Genomic DNA, 17,756 nt, shown 5'->3' on the forward strand with positions numbered 1-17,756 from the left:
AGAGGCGCGAAATCGCCTAATAAAGGCGACATTGCAGTATTGACCGCCCCTGCCCCCGCTGCTATTGGGACGCAGCAAAACGCATTTGGCAAACCCGAAGGATGGAGGCATCTGATGAATGAATACAGTTTATCTGTCTCCGTCTATTGGATGACGCACCGTCAGGCTGACCACTAGAAAAGCCGGTTGCCCCCACCAATTTGGTGATTTTGCCCAAACCCGGAACCTGACAGCGTGATCGCGCGTTCCGAGTTCACCCGCATTCCCCGTGACATAGTTGTAGAGAGCCGTCCATGCCCGCAACGCCCTATTATCTGATCGACAAGTCCAAGCTTAAAAGCAACATGGAAAAGATCGCCTATGTGCGCGAACATTCCGGTGCCAAGGCGTTGCTTGCCCTTAAATGCTTTGCGACCTGGTCGGTGTTTGACTTCATGTCGGACTATATGGACGGCACCACGTCTTCGTCGCTCTATGAAGTCAAGCTGGGCCGCCAGAAATTTGGCAAGGAAACCCACGCCTATAGTGTCGCCTATTCCGACGATGAAATCGGCGAAGTCATCGAGAATGCCGACAAGATCATCTTCAATTCCATCAGCCAGCTGACCCGCTTTGCCGATCAGGCATCGGGCATTGTGCGTGGTTTGCGCCTGAACCCGCAGGTCTCGACCTCAAGCTTCGATCTGGCCGATCCGGCGCGTCCGTTCTCGCGTCTGGGCGAATGGGACGTCGCCAAGGTCGAAGCGGTGATGGACCGCATTTCCGGCTTCATGATCCACAATAACTGCGAAAATGCCGACTTTGATCTGTTTGATCAGATGCTGGGCAATATCGAGGAAAAGTTTGGCTCGCTTCTCGCGCGCGTTGAATGGGTCAGCCTCGGCGGCGGCATCCACTTCACCGGTGATAACTACCCGCTTGATAAATTCTGTGCCCGGCTCAAGGCATTCTCCGAGAAATTCGGTGTGCAGGTCTATCTTGAACCCGGCGAAGCATCGATCACCAAAAGCACCACCCTTGAGGTCACCGTGCTTGATACGCTGTTTAACGGCAAAAACCTTGCCATCGTCGATAGCTCGATCGAGGCGCACATGCTTGATCTTCTGATCTATCGCGAAAATGCCAAGGTCCTGCCGAACACGGGCGATCATTCCTACATGATTTGCGGCAAGTCCTGCCTTGCCGGCGACGTATTTGGCGAATTTGATTTCGAAAACGAGATCAAGGTCGGCGACCGTATCTCCATTCAGGATGCGGCCGGCTACACCATGGTGAAAAAGAACTGGTTTAACGGGGTCGGCATGCCGTCCATCGTGATCCGGGAACTCGACGGAACAGAGCGCGTTGTGCGTGAGTTCAGTTTTGACGACTACGTTTCGAGCCTTTCGTAAAACACGAAAGCGCAGTTTTCATAGCGAACCGGGGAAGTATTTCCCCACCTCTCAAAACAGGGGAGTTTTTGGCCCGACATGAAAAAGAATGTTCTGATTATCGGCGCAGGTGGCGTCGCCCAGGTCGTTGCACATAAATGCGCACAGCATAATGACGTGCTTGGCGATATTCATATCGCATCGCGCACGGCATCAAAGTGCCAGTCCATCATCGACAGCATCCACGAAAAGAAAAACCTTAAGAACCCAGGCGTTCTTGAAGGTCACGCCCTGGATGCGACCGACGTTGATGCCACTGCGGCCCTGATCGAAAAAACCGGCGTTAAAATCGTCATTAATGTCGGCTCTGCCTTTATCAACATGCCGGTCATGTCGGCCTGCATCAAAACCGGTGTCGCCTATCTCGATACCGCCATCCATGAAGAGCAGGACAAAATCTGCGAAACCCCGCCATGGTATGCCAACTATGAATGGAAACGCCGTGCCGAGTGCGAGGCGGCTGGCGTTACCGCCATTCTTGGCGTCGGCTTCGATCCGGGTGTTGTGAACGCCTATGCCAAACTGGCGGTCGAAGATTACTTCGATAAAATTGACTCGATCGACATCATCGACATCAATGCCGGCAGCCACGGCAAATACTTTGCCACCAACTTCGACCCGGAAATCAACTTCCGCGAATTCACCGGCACGGTCTATTCCTGGCAGGACAGCAAATGGCAGTCCAACAAGATGTTCGAGATCAAAAAGATCTGGGACATGCCGGTTGTCGGCGAAAGCCAGACCTTCATGACCGGCCATGACGAGGTCCATTCCCTGTCCCAGAACCTTGACGTGCCGAACGTCCGCTTCTGGATGGGCTTTGGCGATCACTACGTCAATGTCTTCACGGTCCTCAATAACATCGGCCTTCTGTCCGAAAAACCGGTCACCACCGCCGAGGGCCTCGAAGTCGTGCCGCTCAAGGTCGTCAAGGCCTGCCTGCCAGATCCAAGCTCCTTGGCACCGGACTATACCGGCAAGACCTGCATCGGCGATCTGGTCAAGGGTACGAAGGACGGCAAGGAAACCGAAGTCCTGATCTATAACGTGGCGGACCATAAGGACGCCTACAATGAAGTCGGAAGTCAGGGCATTTCCTACACCGCTGGTGTTCCGCCCGTCGCGGCTGCGATGCTGATCGCAACGGGTGAGTGGGATGTGAAAAAGATGGCAAACGTCGAAGAACTGCCATCCAAACCGTTCCTGAATTTGCTCAACGGCATGGGTCTCCCGACCCGCATCAAGGACGCCAATGGCGACCGTGCGCTCGACTTCTCCTAAGCGCACCTCACAAATACAAACGAAATGGCGGGCGCACATTGCCCGCCATTTTGCGTTTTTGATAACGTCGTCATTCCCGCGAAGGCGGGAATCCCCCGCATTCGAACCGCTATGGATTCCAGATCTCAGCCGCGAATGACGATGCGCAACACCCGCGCCTCACGCACTTCGCCACCGCACGATCACCCCGCACATCACCAGCACCGATCCAAGCCCGGCCACGGCGGCAAAGCCGAACCCGGCATAAATCGGGCCCATGATCATCGGTCCGGCAAACACCGCCGAATAGGTCACCGCACTATTAAGCCCCATCACCGCCCCGCGCGCCTCAGCGGCCTGTTGGTTTAACGAAACAACCAGCCCGTTAAGGCCAAGCTGATTAAGCATCCCCCAAACAGCGGTTCCGGCCATCGCAACGACCTGACTTTGCAGGGTCAATCCCCAGGTGGCGTAGCTTGTCGCAATCGCGATCAACACCAGACACAAATACCCACGGGTAATTTTGGGCGATATCACACCCAAAACAAATCCCATGACGCCAAACCCCACGCCATAGGCCATAACAAACATACCGCTGCCCTGTGCTGACAGGTCAAAGGCCGTGCGTACACCCACCCCGAAAAATGCAAAACAGCCGTAAAACGCGGTCATATAAACCAGCATCACCGCCAGCAATTGCCACACACCGGGCAGCCGGAATGCCCGCAAGGGCGATGTCCGCGTGCTCATCCCGCCGCGCACATCCGACAGCAACATCACCAGAATACCAGCCACCAGCACCGACAAACCGGCCATCAGGAAATAAACCATCCGCCAGCCCAGATGCTCGGTGACAAACGCCGCGGCGGGCACCGCCACCACCAGGGACAACGCCCACCCGGTCAGCACCACACCAAGCCGCGCGGCCTCGCGCCCCTTGGGGGCCGTGGCGGTGACCGTGGCATAGGATCCCGGCAACAACACACCAACGGCCACCCCGGCCAGCGCCTGCGACAGACACAGCCAAACCCAATGCTGACTGAGCCCGCTTGAAACTTGCGCCACCGCCAAAAGAAGTGCCGCACATCCCAACACACGCCCGACCGACATCCGGTCAATCATCCCGGCCAGGGTCAGCGCCGACACCGCCGTCGCCGCCCCGAACGCCGAAATCGCCCAGGCCACATGATAGGGCTGCGTCGAAAGCCCGCCTGCCACTTCTGACAGGATCGGGCTTAAAACAAATGAATTGGCCCCGACAAGCAACACCGCCCCAAGCAGGGCCAGAACCTTCACTTGCGCAATGGCATTCGGATTAATCTCGGCATTTTGGTCTGTCATCATGCCATGTGATATGATTTGCCCTGTTTTAGGCAAGGAAATTCAATACTTAGCAGATAAAATCGAGCTCCGCTCAGTAACGGAACCGTCCCTGACCAGATCGCCGATGATGGCATCACGCACCGTCTTGGATAAAGCAACGGCGCGAGTCACTTCCCAAAACGCCAAAACACACCACACCACGCGCGGCAAAATAAAGGTTTGCGCCGCAAAATCCGGCGCGCGCCGAATTCTATACCTTTGGTTGATGAATTTGCGCAGAAGGCTTGGCGTGCATGAATTACACGCGATTTCACCCCACCCTTGCGGGTAGCGTCAACCCGCTGCCGCGTTGCAAAATAAATCGTTCAAAATCAACTATTTGACAACCGAAAGCGGTTTCGGATAGCGTTTCCCTGTTCCGAAAGCGGTTTCGGAGCACCAAACACCGTCAAAAAGGCGGTGAAAAGCACAAGACTCAGGGAGGTTCCGTGCCGCGCGTTCGGAAGCAAAACGAAACCATGTCGATTGCCCGGCTGGCCAAACATCTTGGTTTGTCCGAGGGAACTGTTTCGCGCGCGCTCAACAATTACCCCGACATCGCCGAAAAAACCGTCGCCCGTGTCCGCAAGGCCGCCGATGAGCTGGGCTATCGCCCCTCGACCACCGCACGGCGTCTTGCCCGTGGCGTGGTGGAAACCATCGGCTTTGTCCTGCCCGCCCGCGACGGTCATCAGATTGATCCGTTTCTGGCCGAAATTCTCGACGGGCTTGCCACCGAACTGGCCCTGTCTGACTGGGATTTGCTGGTTTCCGCCGTCCCTGATGGTCATGACGAGGTCGAAGTCATGGACCGCCTGATCCAATCGGGCAAGGTCAGCGGCTTTGTTGTTGCCCGCACTAAACGCCATGATCCGCGCATCGATTTCCTGCGCACATCCCACATCCCGTTTGTCGCCCAAGGTCGCACCGAAAACTGCGACGATTACGCATGGCTTGATATCGACAATGAAAAGGCCTTTGTCGATGCGGTGAATTATCTGGTCGGCCTCGGCCATCGCAAGATCGCCTATCTCGGCGGCGATCCCGAGCTTAATTACGCCTGGCAACGGCGCGCGGGCTATCTTGCCGCGACCAAGGCCAAGGGCTGCGATATCGCGCCGGGCTACATGCATGACGGCATCACCAACGAACTTGCCGCCCGCGAAGCCGTTTTGGAAATTCTCAAACTCCCCGATCATCCGACCGCCATTCTGTGTGTCACCGATGCGGTTGCCATCGGCGCCATCCATGCGCTGGCCCATGCCGGTATAGATGTCGGATCGGAAATGTCCGTGATTGGTTTTGATGGCCTGCCGATGGGCGAGGCCATCCATCCCGGCCTGACCACCATGAGCCAGGCCAGCTATCATATCGGCCGTGAAGTCGGCCGGATCGTTGTTGCCCAGGCAAATAAGTCAAACAAGGCAAATTCGCCTGCATCCGAATTTTCCCAAATTCTGTGGGAAGCATCGCTGACCGTCCGTGGGTCAGCCAACCCGCCAGCACTGAAGCTGGCCGCCAATGCCAAGGGAGGCATCTCATGAAAACAAGGTTTACGCGTGCTTTAACGCTTGCTGCCGCTGGTCTGCTGGTTTCCACCAGCATCGCCAGTGCGCAACTGCGGTTCTGGACCACCGAAGAACAACCCGAACGCCTGGCCAAGCAAGAAGAAATGGCCAAGGAATTCGAAGCCAAAACCGGCACCTCTGTGGAAGTCATTCCGGTCACTGAAACCGAACTTGGCACGCGTGCCACCGCCGCCTACGCCGCCGGTGACTTGCCAGACGTCATTTACCTGACCCTGCAATATGTCCTGCCCTGGTCCGAGGCCGGCATCCTCGATACCGAAGCCAACAACGAAGTCGTCAACCAGCTGGGCAAGGATACCTTCGCCCCAGCCGCACTCAGCATGGCTGATTTCGACGGCGAAGTTGCAGCAGTCCCCTCTGATGGCTGGACCCAGATGGTGCTTTATCGCAAGGACCTGTTTGACGAGGCCGGCCTTGAGGCCCCCAACACCTACGCCAATATCGTCAAGGCCATCGAAGCCCTGCACAATCCGCCTGAAATGTATGGCTTTGTCGCCGCGACCAAGATCGACGAAAACTTCATGAGCCAGGTGCTCGAACACGTCTTCCTGGCAAACGGCGCAACCCCGGTGGCCGCCGATGGCTCGGTCGGCTTTGACAAGGCAAAACTGATCGAGGCGCTTGAGTTTTATAAAAAACTCGCCGATGCATCGCCCCCCGGTGATCTGTACTGGAAACAGTCGCGCGAGGTTTACTTCGCGGGCAAAGCAGCGATGATCATCTGGTCGCCCTTCATCCTTGATGAACTGGCAGGCCTTCGCGACAGCGCCCCGCCCACCATCAATAATGACCCGACCTCGGGCGAGCTCGCCTCGAAAACCGGTGTTGTCACCCGCCTGATGGGCCCGTCCAACCCGAATGGGGCCGCCTGGGGTGACATTCGCTATTTCGGCATTACCAACGATGCCGATACCGACCCGGCCGAGGAATTTGTCAAATTCTCGCTCGGTGAAGGTTACACCAGCACGCTTTCCATCGCACCCGAAGGCAAATTCCCTGTCCGTCATGGCACCGCCGACAATCCCGATGAATTTGTCAAGGCATGGGCTACGCTTCCGGTTGGTGTGGATCGCAAAAAGCCGCTGTCCGAACTTTATGACCCGGCCGTCATCACCGATATCGTATCCGGTCTTGAAACCGCAAACCGTTGGGGTGTTGCCGAAGGTCAGCTGGCAAAGGCATCGCGCATCATCAACAGTCAGGTCATCAATCGCCGTGTGCGCGAATTCATCGATGGCGAACGTGATGCCGATGCAACTGCTGATCTGATCAACGAAGAAGTCAGCAACATCGAATAAGCGATCTTGATCCGGGGCGCAGATTATCACCGCGCCCCGGATTTCCGATTTTCACAACGGATTTCAAGACGATGGCCCCTTCCAACTCAACCGCTCAATCCCCGGCAACCACCACGCCGCGCAAAGGCAAACTGGGCCCGATGGCCCGGCGCGAAGCACGGCTTGCCCTTTGGATGCTGGCCCCGACATTTCTCATTGTCATGGGCATTGTCCTGTTTCCGTTGCTGGCCAATTTCTGGATTTCGGTCAAGCCGGTCACACTATCGGATTTGCGCCCGCCAACTCCGGTGGTGTCCGAACGGGTCCGGGGCGATTTTGACATCGCCGGGCAGGAATTTGAAATCCAGTACCGTCTGCGCAATTCATCGCGCGACGGCAATATCACCGACGTCGTCCTGACCGATACTTTGCCCGCGGGCATTACAGTCATTGATCCGGGGGATGTCTGTACGGTCGCGGGGGCCGAGGTCCGCTGCGCCCTTGAAGGCCTTCCGGCTGGCGAACGTACCCGTCTTAAAATGACGGCTGTGTCGGATGAAAGCTTTGCCGCCAATCCGGTTTCCCCGCGCGATAGCGAACCCACCGTTACCGGCACGTCGGACAACATCCTGACCAACAGTGAATTCACGCTCGATAACTTCGCGCGGATATTTGATTCCCACGAATTCTGGTCGGTGCTGTGGGTGACGATTGCCTATACGGTCTTTGGCACTTTGGGCGCACTGGTTTTGGGCCTGTTTGCCGCACAAATGCTCAACAAACCCTTTGCTGGCCGCTCGATCATTCGTGGGCTTTTCCTGTTTCCCTATGTCGCACCCGTGATCGCGGTCGCCTTCACCTGGGTCATCCTGCTTGATCCCTTCAACGGCACCTTCAATGCCATCTTGCAGCGCATGAACCTTGCCGACGAAGGCATAAACTTCTTTGGTCAACGCGACATTCCCATTGATGTTTTCGGGCTCACCATCGATTTCCCGCTGGCCTTGGCAACCGTGATTGCCTTTGAAGCCTGGCGTTATTTCCCGCTGTCCTTCCTGTTCATTCTGGCCCGGATGCAGTCGATTTCATCTGATATGTACGAGGCCGCCGAGGTCGATGGCGCCACGCCCTTGCAACAGTTCTGGCACATATCCCTGCCGCAACTTCTGGGGATTTTGTCGACCCTTTTCCTGCTGCGCTTCATTTGGACGTTTAACAAGTTCGACGACATCTTCCTGCTGACCGGCGGGGCGGCAGGTACGCGCACACTCACGGTCGATGTCTATGAACAGGGCTTTGCCCTGTCCAACCTCGGCGCCGGGGCGGCGGTGGCGGTGGCCATCTTCATCCTGCTTCTGGTGTTTGCCGTGTTCTATTTCAAATTCGTCCACCGGGAGGATTCGTAATGCGTATCGGTACGGGTCTTCTTCTCGGTCTGCTGACCGGCTTGCTTTGGGGCACGATTGCCGTTGCCCTCACCGGCATTTCATTGACCCTGATCACCGGCCTTCCGGCAACGCCGATCATTTCGGCAGGTGCGCTTGGCGGGGCAGTCAATGCCGCCATCATCCTGCTGCGCCCGCCCGCAGATCGCACACCGGGGCTTTATCTGGTCGCCTTTGCTGCCGTGATCATAACCATGATGCTGGTCTCCTTTGGCGCACCGTTCAGCCTGGCCTTCTCTGAAAGTTCGCTTATTCAGGCCTTCGGCGTCGGGCTGATCGCGCTTGCCGTGACCTTTGCCAACCGCGCGGTCCTGATCGACATTCAGTCGGGCATGCTCAAACGGTATGCGATTGATCTGGTGATTGTCCGAACCCTTAAGGGCTTTGGCTTTGTATTCTTTAGCGTGATCGTCATCCTGCCCTTCTATGTGATGGTGATGACCAGTCTTAAGAACCAGCAGGATCTGTTCCTGAACCCGCTGGATCTGTCGATTGACCTGACACAGGGTGCCGCCAGCCTGTTTGACAGCTATGTCGAACTGTTCACCAAGTTCAATTTTGGCCGCTTCCTTTTGATTTCGACCATCGTGTCGGTTTGCACCGTTCTGATCACGCTGGCCTTTTCGATCCCCGGGGCCTATGCGGTGGCGCGTTTGAAATTCCCCGGACAGACGGTGCTTTCAAGCTCGATCCTGCTGATCTATCTCGTGCCGATGATCGTTCTGGTCATCCCGCTTTATGCAGTGTTCAGTCAACTTGGCCTGCGCAATACGGTGGTTGGCCTTCTGATCGTCTATCCGGCCACCACGGTCCCGGTGGCCCTTTATATGCTTCAGGGATACTTCCGCGGCCTTCCGGCCGAACTGGAAGAAGCCGGTTTGATGGATGGTTTGTCGCGCTTTGGCGTGATCTGGAAAATCACCCTGCCACTCGCCTTGCCAGCCCTCGCATCGGTGTCGCTTTATGTCTTCATGATCGCCTGGAACGAGTTCCTGTTTGCCTTCATGTTCCTCGATGATCCCGACATCTTCACCCTGTCGCGCGGCGTGGTGTCGCTCAATTCATCCGAAGTCCCACGCCAACATCTGATGGCCGGTGCGGTGATCGCAACAGTGCCGATCCTGGTCATCTTCCTGTGGTTTGAACGCTTCCTTGTGCAGGGCCTGACCGCCGGGAGTGTCAAAGGATGAGTCAGATGAGCCAAGCAAGCCTTTCACTCGATCAGCTTACGGGTACCAACAGACGTGCGGCCGACATCCTGCTTGGCAATGATCGCGGCGGCTATACTGTGCCAAGTGCCAAGCTCTATCCGTTCCAGTGGAACTGGGATAGTGCGTTGGTTGCCCTTGGCTTTTCCGTCTTTGATCCCGATCGTGCCTGGCAGGAAGTCGAAAGCCTGCTTTCCGCGCAATGGGACAACGGCATGGTGCCGCACATCATTTTCTGGAAAGAGGAAAAAAGCTACTTCCCCGGTCCGGAACAGTGGGGCACGACCGACATCGCCAAAAGCCCGCCAACCTCGGGCATTACCCAACCACCCGTTGCGGCAACCGTCATCGAACGGCTTCTGGCCGAAGATATCGATGCCCATCGCGACCGGGCGGCAAAACTTCTGCCCAAACTTGATCGCTGGCATCAATGGTTTCTCGATGCCCGTGACCCGGATGGCCGCGGTGTGGTTGCCATCATGCATCCGTGGGAAAGTGGCCGCGATAATCTGCCCGATTGGGATCGCCCGCTGTCGTTCATCGATACGGCGGGGGTTGGCACCTATCACCGCCGTGATACCGATATCGTCAACGAAGACGAACGTCCGAAAAACAACGACTATGATCACTATATGGCGCTGGTCAAATTCGGACGCGATTGCAACTGGAACACCGACCACATCGCGCGATCCTGCCCGTTCTGGGTCGCTGAACCGGGCATGAATGCCATCCTGCGCCGGGCTGAACGCGACCTGATCAATATGGCAAGGCTTCTGGGGCAGGACGACATTGCCGCCCGCGCCACCGCCCGCCTTGCCCGTCTTGATGCCGGGTTTGAGTTGCTTTGGTCCGAAACGGTTGGCGGCTATGTCACGCTTGATCTTAGGCGCGATGAACGTGCAACCGGCCTGACATCAGGAAGCTGGCTTGCAATGTTTGCCGGGCCTGTCGAACCGGCGCGTACGACCAAGATGGCGGCAACCCTGACCCACTGGCTATCACAGGTCAAACACGGGGTTCCAAGTTTTGATCCCGCTCATGAACTGTTTGATTCCATCCGTTATTGGCGCGGCCCGGTTTGGGCCATGATCAACTGGATGATCGCCACCGGATTGATCGAACATGGCGAAACCGATCTTGCCGATCGCATCCGGCGTGACACGCAGGCGCTTATCGACCAATCCGATTTTCGTGAATATTTCTGCCCGGTGACCGGCCGTGGTGGCGGGGGCACGGATTTTTCGTGGACGGCATCGATGTCGCTTTACTGGGCGGCCCGTCCCGAAACGTTGCCCATCCCCGCACACCTTTCCCAATCAACCGCACCAACCGGCACCGCAGATCAGGAGAACACATAAAATGGGCCAGATCGAACTTAAAGGCATCCGCAAATCATTTGGCGGGATTGATGTCATCAAGGGTATTGATCTTCAGATCGATGAAGGTGAACTGGTGATTTTCGTCGGGCCCTCCGGCTGTGGCAAATCGACATTGCTGCGCCTGATTTCCGGTCTTGTCGAAGCATCCGATGGCCAGATCCTGATTGATGGCGATGACGTCACCGGCAAACCGCCGGCGGAGCGCGAACTTTCGATGGTGTTTCAGTCCTATGCGCTCTATCCGCACAAATCCGTGCGTGAAAATATGGGCTTTGCCCTGACCGTTGCGGGCATGCCAAAGGCCGAAATCACCCAAAAGGTCGATGAAGCCGCCGCAACGCTCAAACTCGAAGACTATCTTGATCGCAAACCCAAGGCGCTGTCTGGTGGCCAGCGCCAGCGTGTGGCGATTGGCCGGGCGATTGTTCGCGAACCGCGCGCCTTCCTGTTTGACGAACCGCTCTCCAACCTTGATGCGGCACTGCGCGTTGAAATGCGTCTTGAAATCGCCCGCCTGCATCAAAAACTCGGCGCCACCATGGTCTATGTCACCCACGACCAGGTCGAGGCCATGACACTTGCCGACAAGATCGTTGTCTTGCAGGCCGGCCAGATCGAACAGATCGGAACGCCGCTGGAACTGTATCGCCATCCCGGTAACCTGTTTGTCGCGCAATTCATCGGCTCACCGAAAATGAATGTGGTCGACTGCACCGGGTCGGGTACACAACTCACCTTTGGCAATGGCAACACATCCGATATCGCCCGCAATGCAGAAGGTGCCACCAAGATGGGCATTCGCCCCGAACATATGGCGCTTTGTAATGCCGGTGACGCGGGTGATACCACCAAGGCCATCCTGACCGGCCAGATCGATGTCATGGAACATCTCGGCTCCGACAGCTTCGCCTATGTCAATGTCCCCGATGTTGGCCTGTTCACCGTGCGCATCGTCGGTCATTCCGACGCCAAGGAAGGCGACATGGTCGGCCTGCATTTCGCATCCGGCGATGTGCATCTTTTCGACGCATCGGAAAAAACCATCCCGGCATGACAATACGCCATGCCGGTTTTTCGGATTTGGGCGTCACTTTAAATCCTCATACAATTAAAATGACGATAAAATGACGCCCGATATCGGGTTTTGGCCTGCTGTCTGATTTTTCATTAATATTGAATAATCGGCCTGATTATTCATTTTAATCGAATAACCCAAAAGCCGCTTTTGACGCTATTTCAGCGACCCCAGAACCGCCAGACTTTCATAGCGTTTGATATAGGGTTCATGAAAAACCCGCTCGACAAATGCGCTGTATTCTTCCATGTCGCTGACCTGGATGCGCAGCACAAAATCATGCGCTCCGGTGACATGATGACACTGCACAACCTCAGGCATTCTGCCGAATTCCTCGCGCATCAGCATATACCGATCCGGGCGATCACGCTCCATGGTCAGAAGCACGATCACCATCATCTTCTTGCCAAACACCTTGGGCGACACGATCGCAACGTCGCGCTCAATCACCCCGGTTTCACGCAGGCGCTGCACCCGGCGCAAACAGGCCGCCGATGAAAGACCAACTTTCGCGGACAGCTCATTACCTGTTAAGCGACTGTTTTCCTGCAACAATTCCAGCAGGCGATAGTCAAATTTATCGAGTTCCGCCAAGGTCCAATATCCCAAACGACGCTGTAACAACCTTCGGATAAACATGACCGAAGCAGCCCGCGAAAGAAAATCGTTTTTACAGATTCTTTGCGAAAATCTCGCACGGATTTGCGAAGTTTGCGCGCCGTTTCACATAAGCCAGACGTAAATTGTTTGTGGGTCCGAAGGAAACTTTGTCCCCTTATTAGCAAACAAACTAGCGAGCCAGCATCATGCCAGCACAGTTTACAAATGGATCCCTCGTCGCCACCACCAATGTCGCGCCGGTATCAGGCGTAACCATCTGGCGCTGGCTCGTCCTTTTCCCGCGCAAATGGGCACAGGCCTACAAGGTCGCCCGTGATGCGGAAATGCTTCGCAACGCCCCGCGCGAAGTGCTTGAAGACATCGGCATTGCCCGCAAAGACGTCGCGTTCGTCTGCGAACATGGCCACCTGCCGAGATAACGACCTCTCTCATTAACGGTCATCAGGCGCCTCACCTGACGGACCAGCTAGAAAAGCCTGTCGGTGTCCCATGCACTGGCAGGCTTTTTGTTTTGATCACTTTTTCCTCTCCGACGTCCCGCGCCATCGTCCTTAAATCCCTTGGCAGACTGCCTGTATAGCCCCGCAGCCAGCCGGGAGATCGCCATCACATCTGCACCAAATAACGTATTCCGGGCGTTTACCGCTTGGTTACCTGCCCCCACGCGATGATCAGGCATAACAAGCCAAAAGAGAGAGATGAGGCGGTCATGCAATATCAGCTTAAGATCAATGGAGAATCCCGTACCGTTGATGTCGAACCGGGCACACCGCTGCTTTGGGTTCTGCGCGACGAACTGCAACTTACCGGCACCAAGTTTGGTTGCGGCGTTGCCTATTGCGGTGCCTGCACCGTGCATGTCGACGGTTACCCGACCCGTTCCTGCCAGACCTTTGTCGAGGATGCGGTCGATAGCGAAATCACCACCATCGAAGGTGCAACCGACAAGGTCGCCAAGGCGGTTCAGGCCGCATGGCAGGAAAAAGATGTCGTGCAGTGCGGCTGGTGCCAGTCCGGTCAGATCATGTCGGCCATCGGCCTTCTGACCGAAAACCCCAATCCGACCGATGAGGAAATCAAGGATTACATGTACGGCAATGCCTGCCGCTGTGTGACCTATGTCCGCATCAACGAAGCCATCAAGCTCGCATCTGAAAAGCTGGAGGCCTAAGCCATGAACATCAACGTATCCCGTCGCGGCTTCCTTAAGGGATCGGCCGCTGGCGCCACAGCCCTTTTCGTCGGTGTGAATGCCAAGGGTGTTCTGGCCGCCGGAAGCTCGGTCACTGCCAATACCGACCTGAACCCGTTTGTCAAAATTGATGCCGATGGCGTTGTCACGGTCATCATCAAACATTTCGAAATGGGTCAGGGAACGACCACCGGCCTGACCACCCTCGTCGCCGAAGAAATCGATGCCAACTGGGACAATGTCAAAACCGATTTCGCACCGGCCGATGATGTCCGCTACAAGAACCTGTTCTTTGGCGCGCAGGGGACCGGTGGTTCGACCTCGATTGCCAATTCATTCATGCAGTACCGCGAAGCTGGTGCTGCCGCGCGCGATCTGCTTGTCCGTGCCGCAGCCCAAAGCTGGGGTGTAGATGCATCGGCCATCTCTGTTGAGAACGGCGTCATTTCATCGGGGGACAATTCCGGTCACTTTGGCGAATTCGTTGCGATCGCAGCAACCCTTGACGCCGTTGAAAAGCCGACGATCAAAACCCCGGATCAGTTCAAGCTGATCGGCAACGAAAAACTCCACCGCAAGGACAATCACGGCAAGACCACGGGGACCGCGATCTTTGCCATGGATGTCAATCTGCCCGGCATGATCTATGCCGCGATCATGCACAGCCCGAAATTCGGTGGCACTGTTGTTTCCTTCGATGACAGCGCGGCAAAGGATGTCGGTGGTTTCATCGCCGCACAGGTCCTGCCAAACAAGGCGGGTGTGGTTGCCTTTGGCAAAAACACCTGGTCGGCATTCCAGGCGCGTGATGCGCTTTCGGTTGAATGGGACTTCAGCGTTGCAGAAACCCGCAGCACCGATGCCCTGATCGCGGCCCATCAGGCCCTGCTTGATGAAAAGCCGGAATTCGAAATCGGCCACGAAATCACGACCGAGAATGTCGCACCCTTGATCGAAGGTGCGTCAAAAACCATCGAGGCTGACTTCACCTTCCCGTATCTGGCGCATGCGTCAATGGAATCGCTTAACTGCACGATTGAGCCAACCGATTTTGGTGTGCGTGTCCATGACGGTTGTCAGTTCCCGACCATCACCCGTCCGACGGTTGCGGCGATCCTTGGGCTTAAGCCCGAACAGGTCGAAATCAAGACGCTTTATGCCGGTGGTTCGTTTGGCCGTCGTGCCAACCCAACTGCGGATTACAATGCCGAGGCCGCTATGGCCTTTGCCGTGTCGGGCAAGAAAGTCCCGGTCAAACTGGTCTGGAGCCGCGAAGACGACATGAAAGGCGGCTATTACCGCGCCATGTCAGCACACCGGGCAAAGATTGGTCTGGATGCGGATGGCAAGATCGTCGGATGGGACCATCGCCTTGCGATCAAGTCGATCATGAAAGGCACAAGCTTTGAGGGCATGATGGTCCGTGACGGGGTTGATGCGACCTCTGTCGAAGGCGTTTCCGAAAGCCTTTATGCCATCCCGAACCAGGCCATCGGCCTGACGGATTTCCATAACCCGGTGCCGGTTCTTTGGTGGCGTTCGGTGGGACATACCCACACCGCCTATGCCATGGAAACCCTGATGGATATGGTCGCAGCCGAAAGCGGTCAGGACCCGATCGAACTGCGTCTGGCCATGCTGGACGCAACACAGCCGAACCAGGCCCGCATGATTGAAGCCATCAAGCATGTGCGTGAAATTTCCGGATGGAAAGAAGGCGACAAGCGCGGCTTTGCCTGCCACTTCTCGTTCAATACCTGTGTCGCGGTTGTGGCGGATGTCTCGGTCGATGACACCAGCGTACATGTAAACAAGCTGTTCATGGCGGTTGAATGCGGTGTGGCTGTAAACCCCGATGTCATTCGCGCACAGATGGAAGGCGGCGCAGGCTACGGCCTGACAGCGATCTTGCGCAATCAGATCACCCTGACCGACGGTGAAGTCGATCAGTACAACTTCCCGGATTACGAATTGCTTCGTAATCCCGAAATGCCCGAAGTCGAGGTCGCCATCGTTCCATCAAACGGTGCACCGACCGGTGTTGGCGAACCGGGTCTGCCCCCAACCGGGCCGGCCGTTGCCAATGCGATCTTTGCGCAAACCGGCAAGCGGATCCTGGATCTTCCCATGACCAAGGCTGGTTTCGACTTCGTGTAAGAGATAACTGCTCGGGGGATCATTTTTCCCCCATCCCCCACCCCGTGGTTTCCCGGGCAGTTACCCTTTTGCTGAAAGGGCGAGGAATATGACCAATCAACTTTCTGCAATGCTTGGCACCTGGCAGGAAAACCGCGACAGCACTGAATGGGTGCTGGGAACGGTTTATCGCACCGAGGGATCTGCTTATCGCAAGGCCGGTGCCATGATGCTGATCAACGGTCACGGGCAACAGTTTGGACTGATAAGTGGCGGCTGCCTTGAGGCCGACATTATCCGCAATGCGCGCCGGGCCATGGTGACCGGAAAACCTGTCATGTTGACCTATGACGGCACTGACGAAGATGATCTGTCATTCAAACTTGGCGTGGGATGCGGCGGCACGGTCTATATCATGCTCCAGCCACTTGGCTCCGCGAATGATCTGGGCCTGGGCGATCTGTATGAAGCCCTGCAAAAACGTCAAAGCGGCCTCTATTTCCAGAAAATTGACGCGGTCGAAGGCTATTTCGAGGCTGGCGTGCTTTATGGGCAATGCCCGGCCCATATCGAAAACCGTGAAGACGGCAATTGGCTGGTGACACCGATCCAGCCTGAACCCCATGTTCTTGTGGTGGGGGGTGGCCTTGATGCCCGCCCGGTGATTGGCATTGCCCATCAGATGGGCTGGCAAACAACGCTGGTCGATCCACGCCCGGCAAATGCCCGGGCTGAGCATTTCCCGACGGCGGGCACAATCCTGCGCAAGATTGATGGTGATTTGGCGACCTATGTGACCGATCACAAAGTCGATGCGGTTATTCTGATGGCCCATAGTGTTAGCATTGATGCCGCGGCCCTTGCGGTGCTTTGTGATGCACCGATCAAACATCTGTCCGCCCTTGGTCCACCCCATCGGTTTCGCGATGTTTTGAACGAAGCTGGCATTTCGCGGAATGATCTGGCATTTGATATTTCAAGTCCGGCGGGTCTCGACATCGGCGGACAACTTCCTGAAAGCATTGCTCTTTCGATGTTGTCAGGCATTCATGCCGCCCTGTTCAAGCAATCAGCGGCCCCGGCTTTGGCACAAGCCGCCGAATAATGCGACCTTGATGATGACGCCATGCACAGCCATCCCGAAACCGAAACTGGCCACGCTTCTTCTGGCAGCCGGGGAAAGTGCGCGCTTTGGCGGGCGTAAGCAGCTTGCCGATATCAATGGCAAACCCATGATCGAACATGCGCTTGATGCCCTGTCAGGGATGCCGAAGTCGGACACCTTTGTGGTTCTTGGTGCCTATGGCGATGAAATCGCGCCGCGTCTTAAAAGTGGCGTAACGATTATCAGCAATGAACACTGGGCCACGGGGATGGGAAGCTCGATTGCGTGCGGCATGACGAAAATCGCGACCAACGGCGGATATGATGGCGTTTTGATAGCCCTGTGTGATCAGGTCAATCTGACCAGCGAGGATTACACCCGATTGATCACAGCCTTTGACGGCAAACAGATTGTCGCAACCCGACACCAAGATGGGCTGGGCGTGCCTGCCATTTTCCCAAAATCTGTCTTTGATGATTTGCAAAGCCTTGCCGGGCCGATTGGCGCGCGCAAAATCATCGACAGACATGCCGATAAGGTGATGGCCGTATCAATTGTAAATGCCGCACTTGATATCGATACCCAAGATGATCTGAAGCAAGTGACAGACTAACTTATGTGCCAAACAGGGCAACGGGGTGTTTCCTGCTGACCCGTCAGCTGAATTGCGGCATGCT

Annotated in this window: 15 protein-coding genes; 13 read left to right on the top strand and 2 right to left on the bottom strand. The window is 56.2% G+C overall.

Annotated elements, in window-relative coordinates; genetic code table 11:
• Positions 1–293: 293 nt before the first annotated feature.
• Positions 294–1,391: a carboxynorspermidine decarboxylase gene (gene nspC / locus FHI25_RS13920; protein WP_210518715.1), complete on the top strand. Its 1,098-nt coding sequence runs from the start codon at positions 294–296 to the stop codon at positions 1,389–1,391.
• 78 nt (positions 1,392–1,469) lie between these two features.
• Positions 1,470–2,711 (top strand): saccharopine dehydrogenase family protein, encoded by a 1,242-nt coding sequence (locus FHI25_RS13925; protein WP_210518717.1) that lies wholly within the window; start codon positions 1,470–1,472, stop codon positions 2,709–2,711.
• A 159-nt stretch (positions 2,712–2,870) separates the two neighbouring features.
• On the opposite strand, the gene FHI25_RS13930 is transcribed toward FHI25_RS13925, so the two are convergent.
• Positions 2,871–4,034, bottom strand: coding sequence for an MFS transporter (locus FHI25_RS13930; RefSeq protein ID WP_210518719.1), 1,164 nt, complete (start codon positions 4,032–4,034; stop codon positions 2,871–2,873).
• 467 nt (positions 4,035–4,501) lie between these two features.
• Between FHI25_RS13930 and FHI25_RS13935 the strand changes: the two genes are divergently transcribed.
• The 6 genes from FHI25_RS13935 (at position 4,502) to ugpC (ending at position 12,004) form a co-directional block, all read left to right on the top strand.
• The gene (locus tag FHI25_RS13935; RefSeq protein ID WP_210518726.1) at positions 4,502–5,596 is read left to right on the top strand and encodes a substrate-binding domain-containing protein; all 1,095 of its coding nucleotides are present in this window, start codon (positions 4,502–4,504) and stop codon (positions 5,594–5,596) included.
• Entirely contained in the window at positions 5,593–6,939 is a 1,347-nt protein-coding gene (locus FHI25_RS13940; protein ID WP_197146724.1) for an extracellular solute-binding protein, read from the top strand. Before FHI25_RS13935 ends, FHI25_RS13940 begins: the two co-directional genes overlap by 4 nt.
• Before the next feature lie 71 nt (positions 6,940–7,010).
• Positions 7,011–8,324, top strand: coding sequence for a sugar ABC transporter permease (locus tag FHI25_RS13945; protein ID WP_210518728.1), 1,314 nt, complete (start codon positions 7,011–7,013; stop codon positions 8,322–8,324).
• Positions 8,324–9,553: a carbohydrate ABC transporter permease gene (locus FHI25_RS13950; RefSeq protein ID WP_210518730.1), complete on the top strand. Its 1,230-nt coding sequence runs from the start codon at positions 8,324–8,326 to the stop codon at positions 9,551–9,553. The genes FHI25_RS13945 and FHI25_RS13950 overlap by 1 nt, the downstream gene beginning before the upstream one ends.
• A 5-nt stretch (positions 9,554–9,558) precedes the next feature.
• On the top strand, positions 9,559–10,929 hold the full coding sequence (locus FHI25_RS13955) for a trehalase family glycosidase (protein ID WP_246879107.1): 1,371 nt from the start codon (positions 9,559–9,561) through the stop codon (positions 10,927–10,929).
• A 1-nt stretch (position 10,930) separates the two neighbouring features.
• Positions 10,931–12,004, top strand: coding sequence for a sn-glycerol-3-phosphate ABC transporter ATP-binding protein UgpC (ugpC, locus tag FHI25_RS13960; protein WP_210518734.1), 1,074 nt, complete (start codon positions 10,931–10,933; stop codon positions 12,002–12,004).
• A 177-nt stretch (positions 12,005–12,181) separates the two neighbouring features.
• On the opposite strand, the gene FHI25_RS13965 is transcribed toward ugpC, so the two are convergent.
• Complete coding sequence (locus FHI25_RS13965) at positions 12,182–12,619, bottom strand: Lrp/AsnC family transcriptional regulator (RefSeq protein ID WP_246879108.1); 438 nt, start codon at positions 12,617–12,619, stop codon at positions 12,182–12,184.
• A 212-nt stretch (positions 12,620–12,831) separates the two neighbouring features.
• Between FHI25_RS13965 and FHI25_RS13970 the strand changes: the two genes are divergently transcribed.
• The 5 genes from FHI25_RS13970 to FHI25_RS13990 all read left to right on the top strand — a co-directional run bounded on the left by FHI25_RS13970 (position 12,832) and on the right by FHI25_RS13990 (position 17,692).
• Positions 12,832–13,065, top strand: a complete 234-nt coding sequence (locus FHI25_RS13970) for a hypothetical protein (protein ID WP_064781061.1) — start codon at positions 12,832–12,834, stop codon at positions 13,063–13,065.
• 248 nt (positions 13,066–13,313) lie between these two features.
• Complete coding sequence (locus FHI25_RS13975; protein WP_282597589.1) at positions 13,314–13,817, top strand: (2Fe-2S)-binding protein; 504 nt, start codon at positions 13,314–13,316, stop codon at positions 13,815–13,817.
• Positions 13,818–13,820: 3 nt separating this feature from the next.
• Complete coding sequence (locus FHI25_RS13980; protein WP_210518743.1) at positions 13,821–15,995, top strand: xanthine dehydrogenase family protein molybdopterin-binding subunit; 2,175 nt, start codon at positions 13,821–13,823, stop codon at positions 15,993–15,995.
• Positions 15,996–16,083: 88 nt separating this feature from the next.
• Positions 16,084–17,079 (top strand): XdhC/CoxI family protein, encoded by a 996-nt coding sequence (locus tag FHI25_RS13985; RefSeq protein ID WP_210518745.1) that lies wholly within the window; start codon positions 16,084–16,086, stop codon positions 17,077–17,079.
• Between the two features lie 10 nt (positions 17,080–17,089).
• Positions 17,090–17,692, top strand: coding sequence for a nucleotidyltransferase family protein (locus tag FHI25_RS13990; protein WP_210518747.1), 603 nt, complete (start codon positions 17,090–17,092; stop codon positions 17,690–17,692).
• Positions 17,693–17,756: the final 64 nt, after the last annotated feature.

The sequence above is a fragment of the Thalassospira sp. ER-Se-21-Dark genome, from assembly GCF_017922435.1.
GTDB lineage: Bacteria > Pseudomonadota > Alphaproteobacteria > Rhodospirillales > Thalassospiraceae > Thalassospira.

What these genes read in the sequence shown, in the direction of transcription:
- FHI25_RS13970 (WP_064781061.1), top strand. Translation starts at nt 12,832, where the DNA reads ATGCCAGCACAGTTTACAAATGGATCCCTCGTCGCCACCACCAATGTC.
- FHI25_RS13975 (WP_282597589.1), top strand. Translation starts at nt 13,314, where the DNA reads ATGATCAGGCATAACAAGCCAAAAGAGAGAGATGAGGCGGTCATGCAA.
- FHI25_RS13930 (WP_210518719.1), bottom strand. Translation starts at nt 4,034, where the DNA reads ATGATGACAGACCAAAATGCCGAGATTAATCCGAATGCCATTGCGCAA.
- FHI25_RS13980 (WP_210518743.1), top strand. Translation starts at nt 13,821, where the DNA reads ATGAACATCAACGTATCCCGTCGCGGCTTCCTTAAGGGATCGGCCGCT.
- FHI25_RS13925 (WP_210518717.1), top strand. Translation starts at nt 1,470, where the DNA reads ATGAAAAAGAATGTTCTGATTATCGGCGCAGGTGGCGTCGCCCAGGTC.
- nspC (WP_210518715.1), top strand. Translation starts at nt 294, where the DNA reads ATGCCCGCAACGCCCTATTATCTGATCGACAAGTCCAAGCTTAAAAGC.
- FHI25_RS13945 (WP_210518728.1), top strand. Translation starts at nt 7,011, where the DNA reads ATGGCCCCTTCCAACTCAACCGCTCAATCCCCGGCAACCACCACGCCG.
- FHI25_RS13940 (WP_197146724.1), top strand. Translation starts at nt 5,593, where the DNA reads ATGAAAACAAGGTTTACGCGTGCTTTAACGCTTGCTGCCGCTGGTCTG.
- FHI25_RS13990 (WP_210518747.1), top strand. Translation starts at nt 17,090, where the DNA reads ATGATGACGCCATGCACAGCCATCCCGAAACCGAAACTGGCCACGCTT.
- FHI25_RS13985 (WP_210518745.1), top strand. Translation starts at nt 16,084, where the DNA reads ATGACCAATCAACTTTCTGCAATGCTTGGCACCTGGCAGGAAAACCGC.
- FHI25_RS13955 (WP_246879107.1), top strand. Translation starts at nt 9,559, where the DNA reads ATGAGCCAAGCAAGCCTTTCACTCGATCAGCTTACGGGTACCAACAGA.
- ugpC (WP_210518734.1), top strand. Translation starts at nt 10,931, where the DNA reads ATGGGCCAGATCGAACTTAAAGGCATCCGCAAATCATTTGGCGGGATT.
- FHI25_RS13950 (WP_210518730.1), top strand. Translation starts at nt 8,324, where the DNA reads ATGCGTATCGGTACGGGTCTTCTTCTCGGTCTGCTGACCGGCTTGCTT.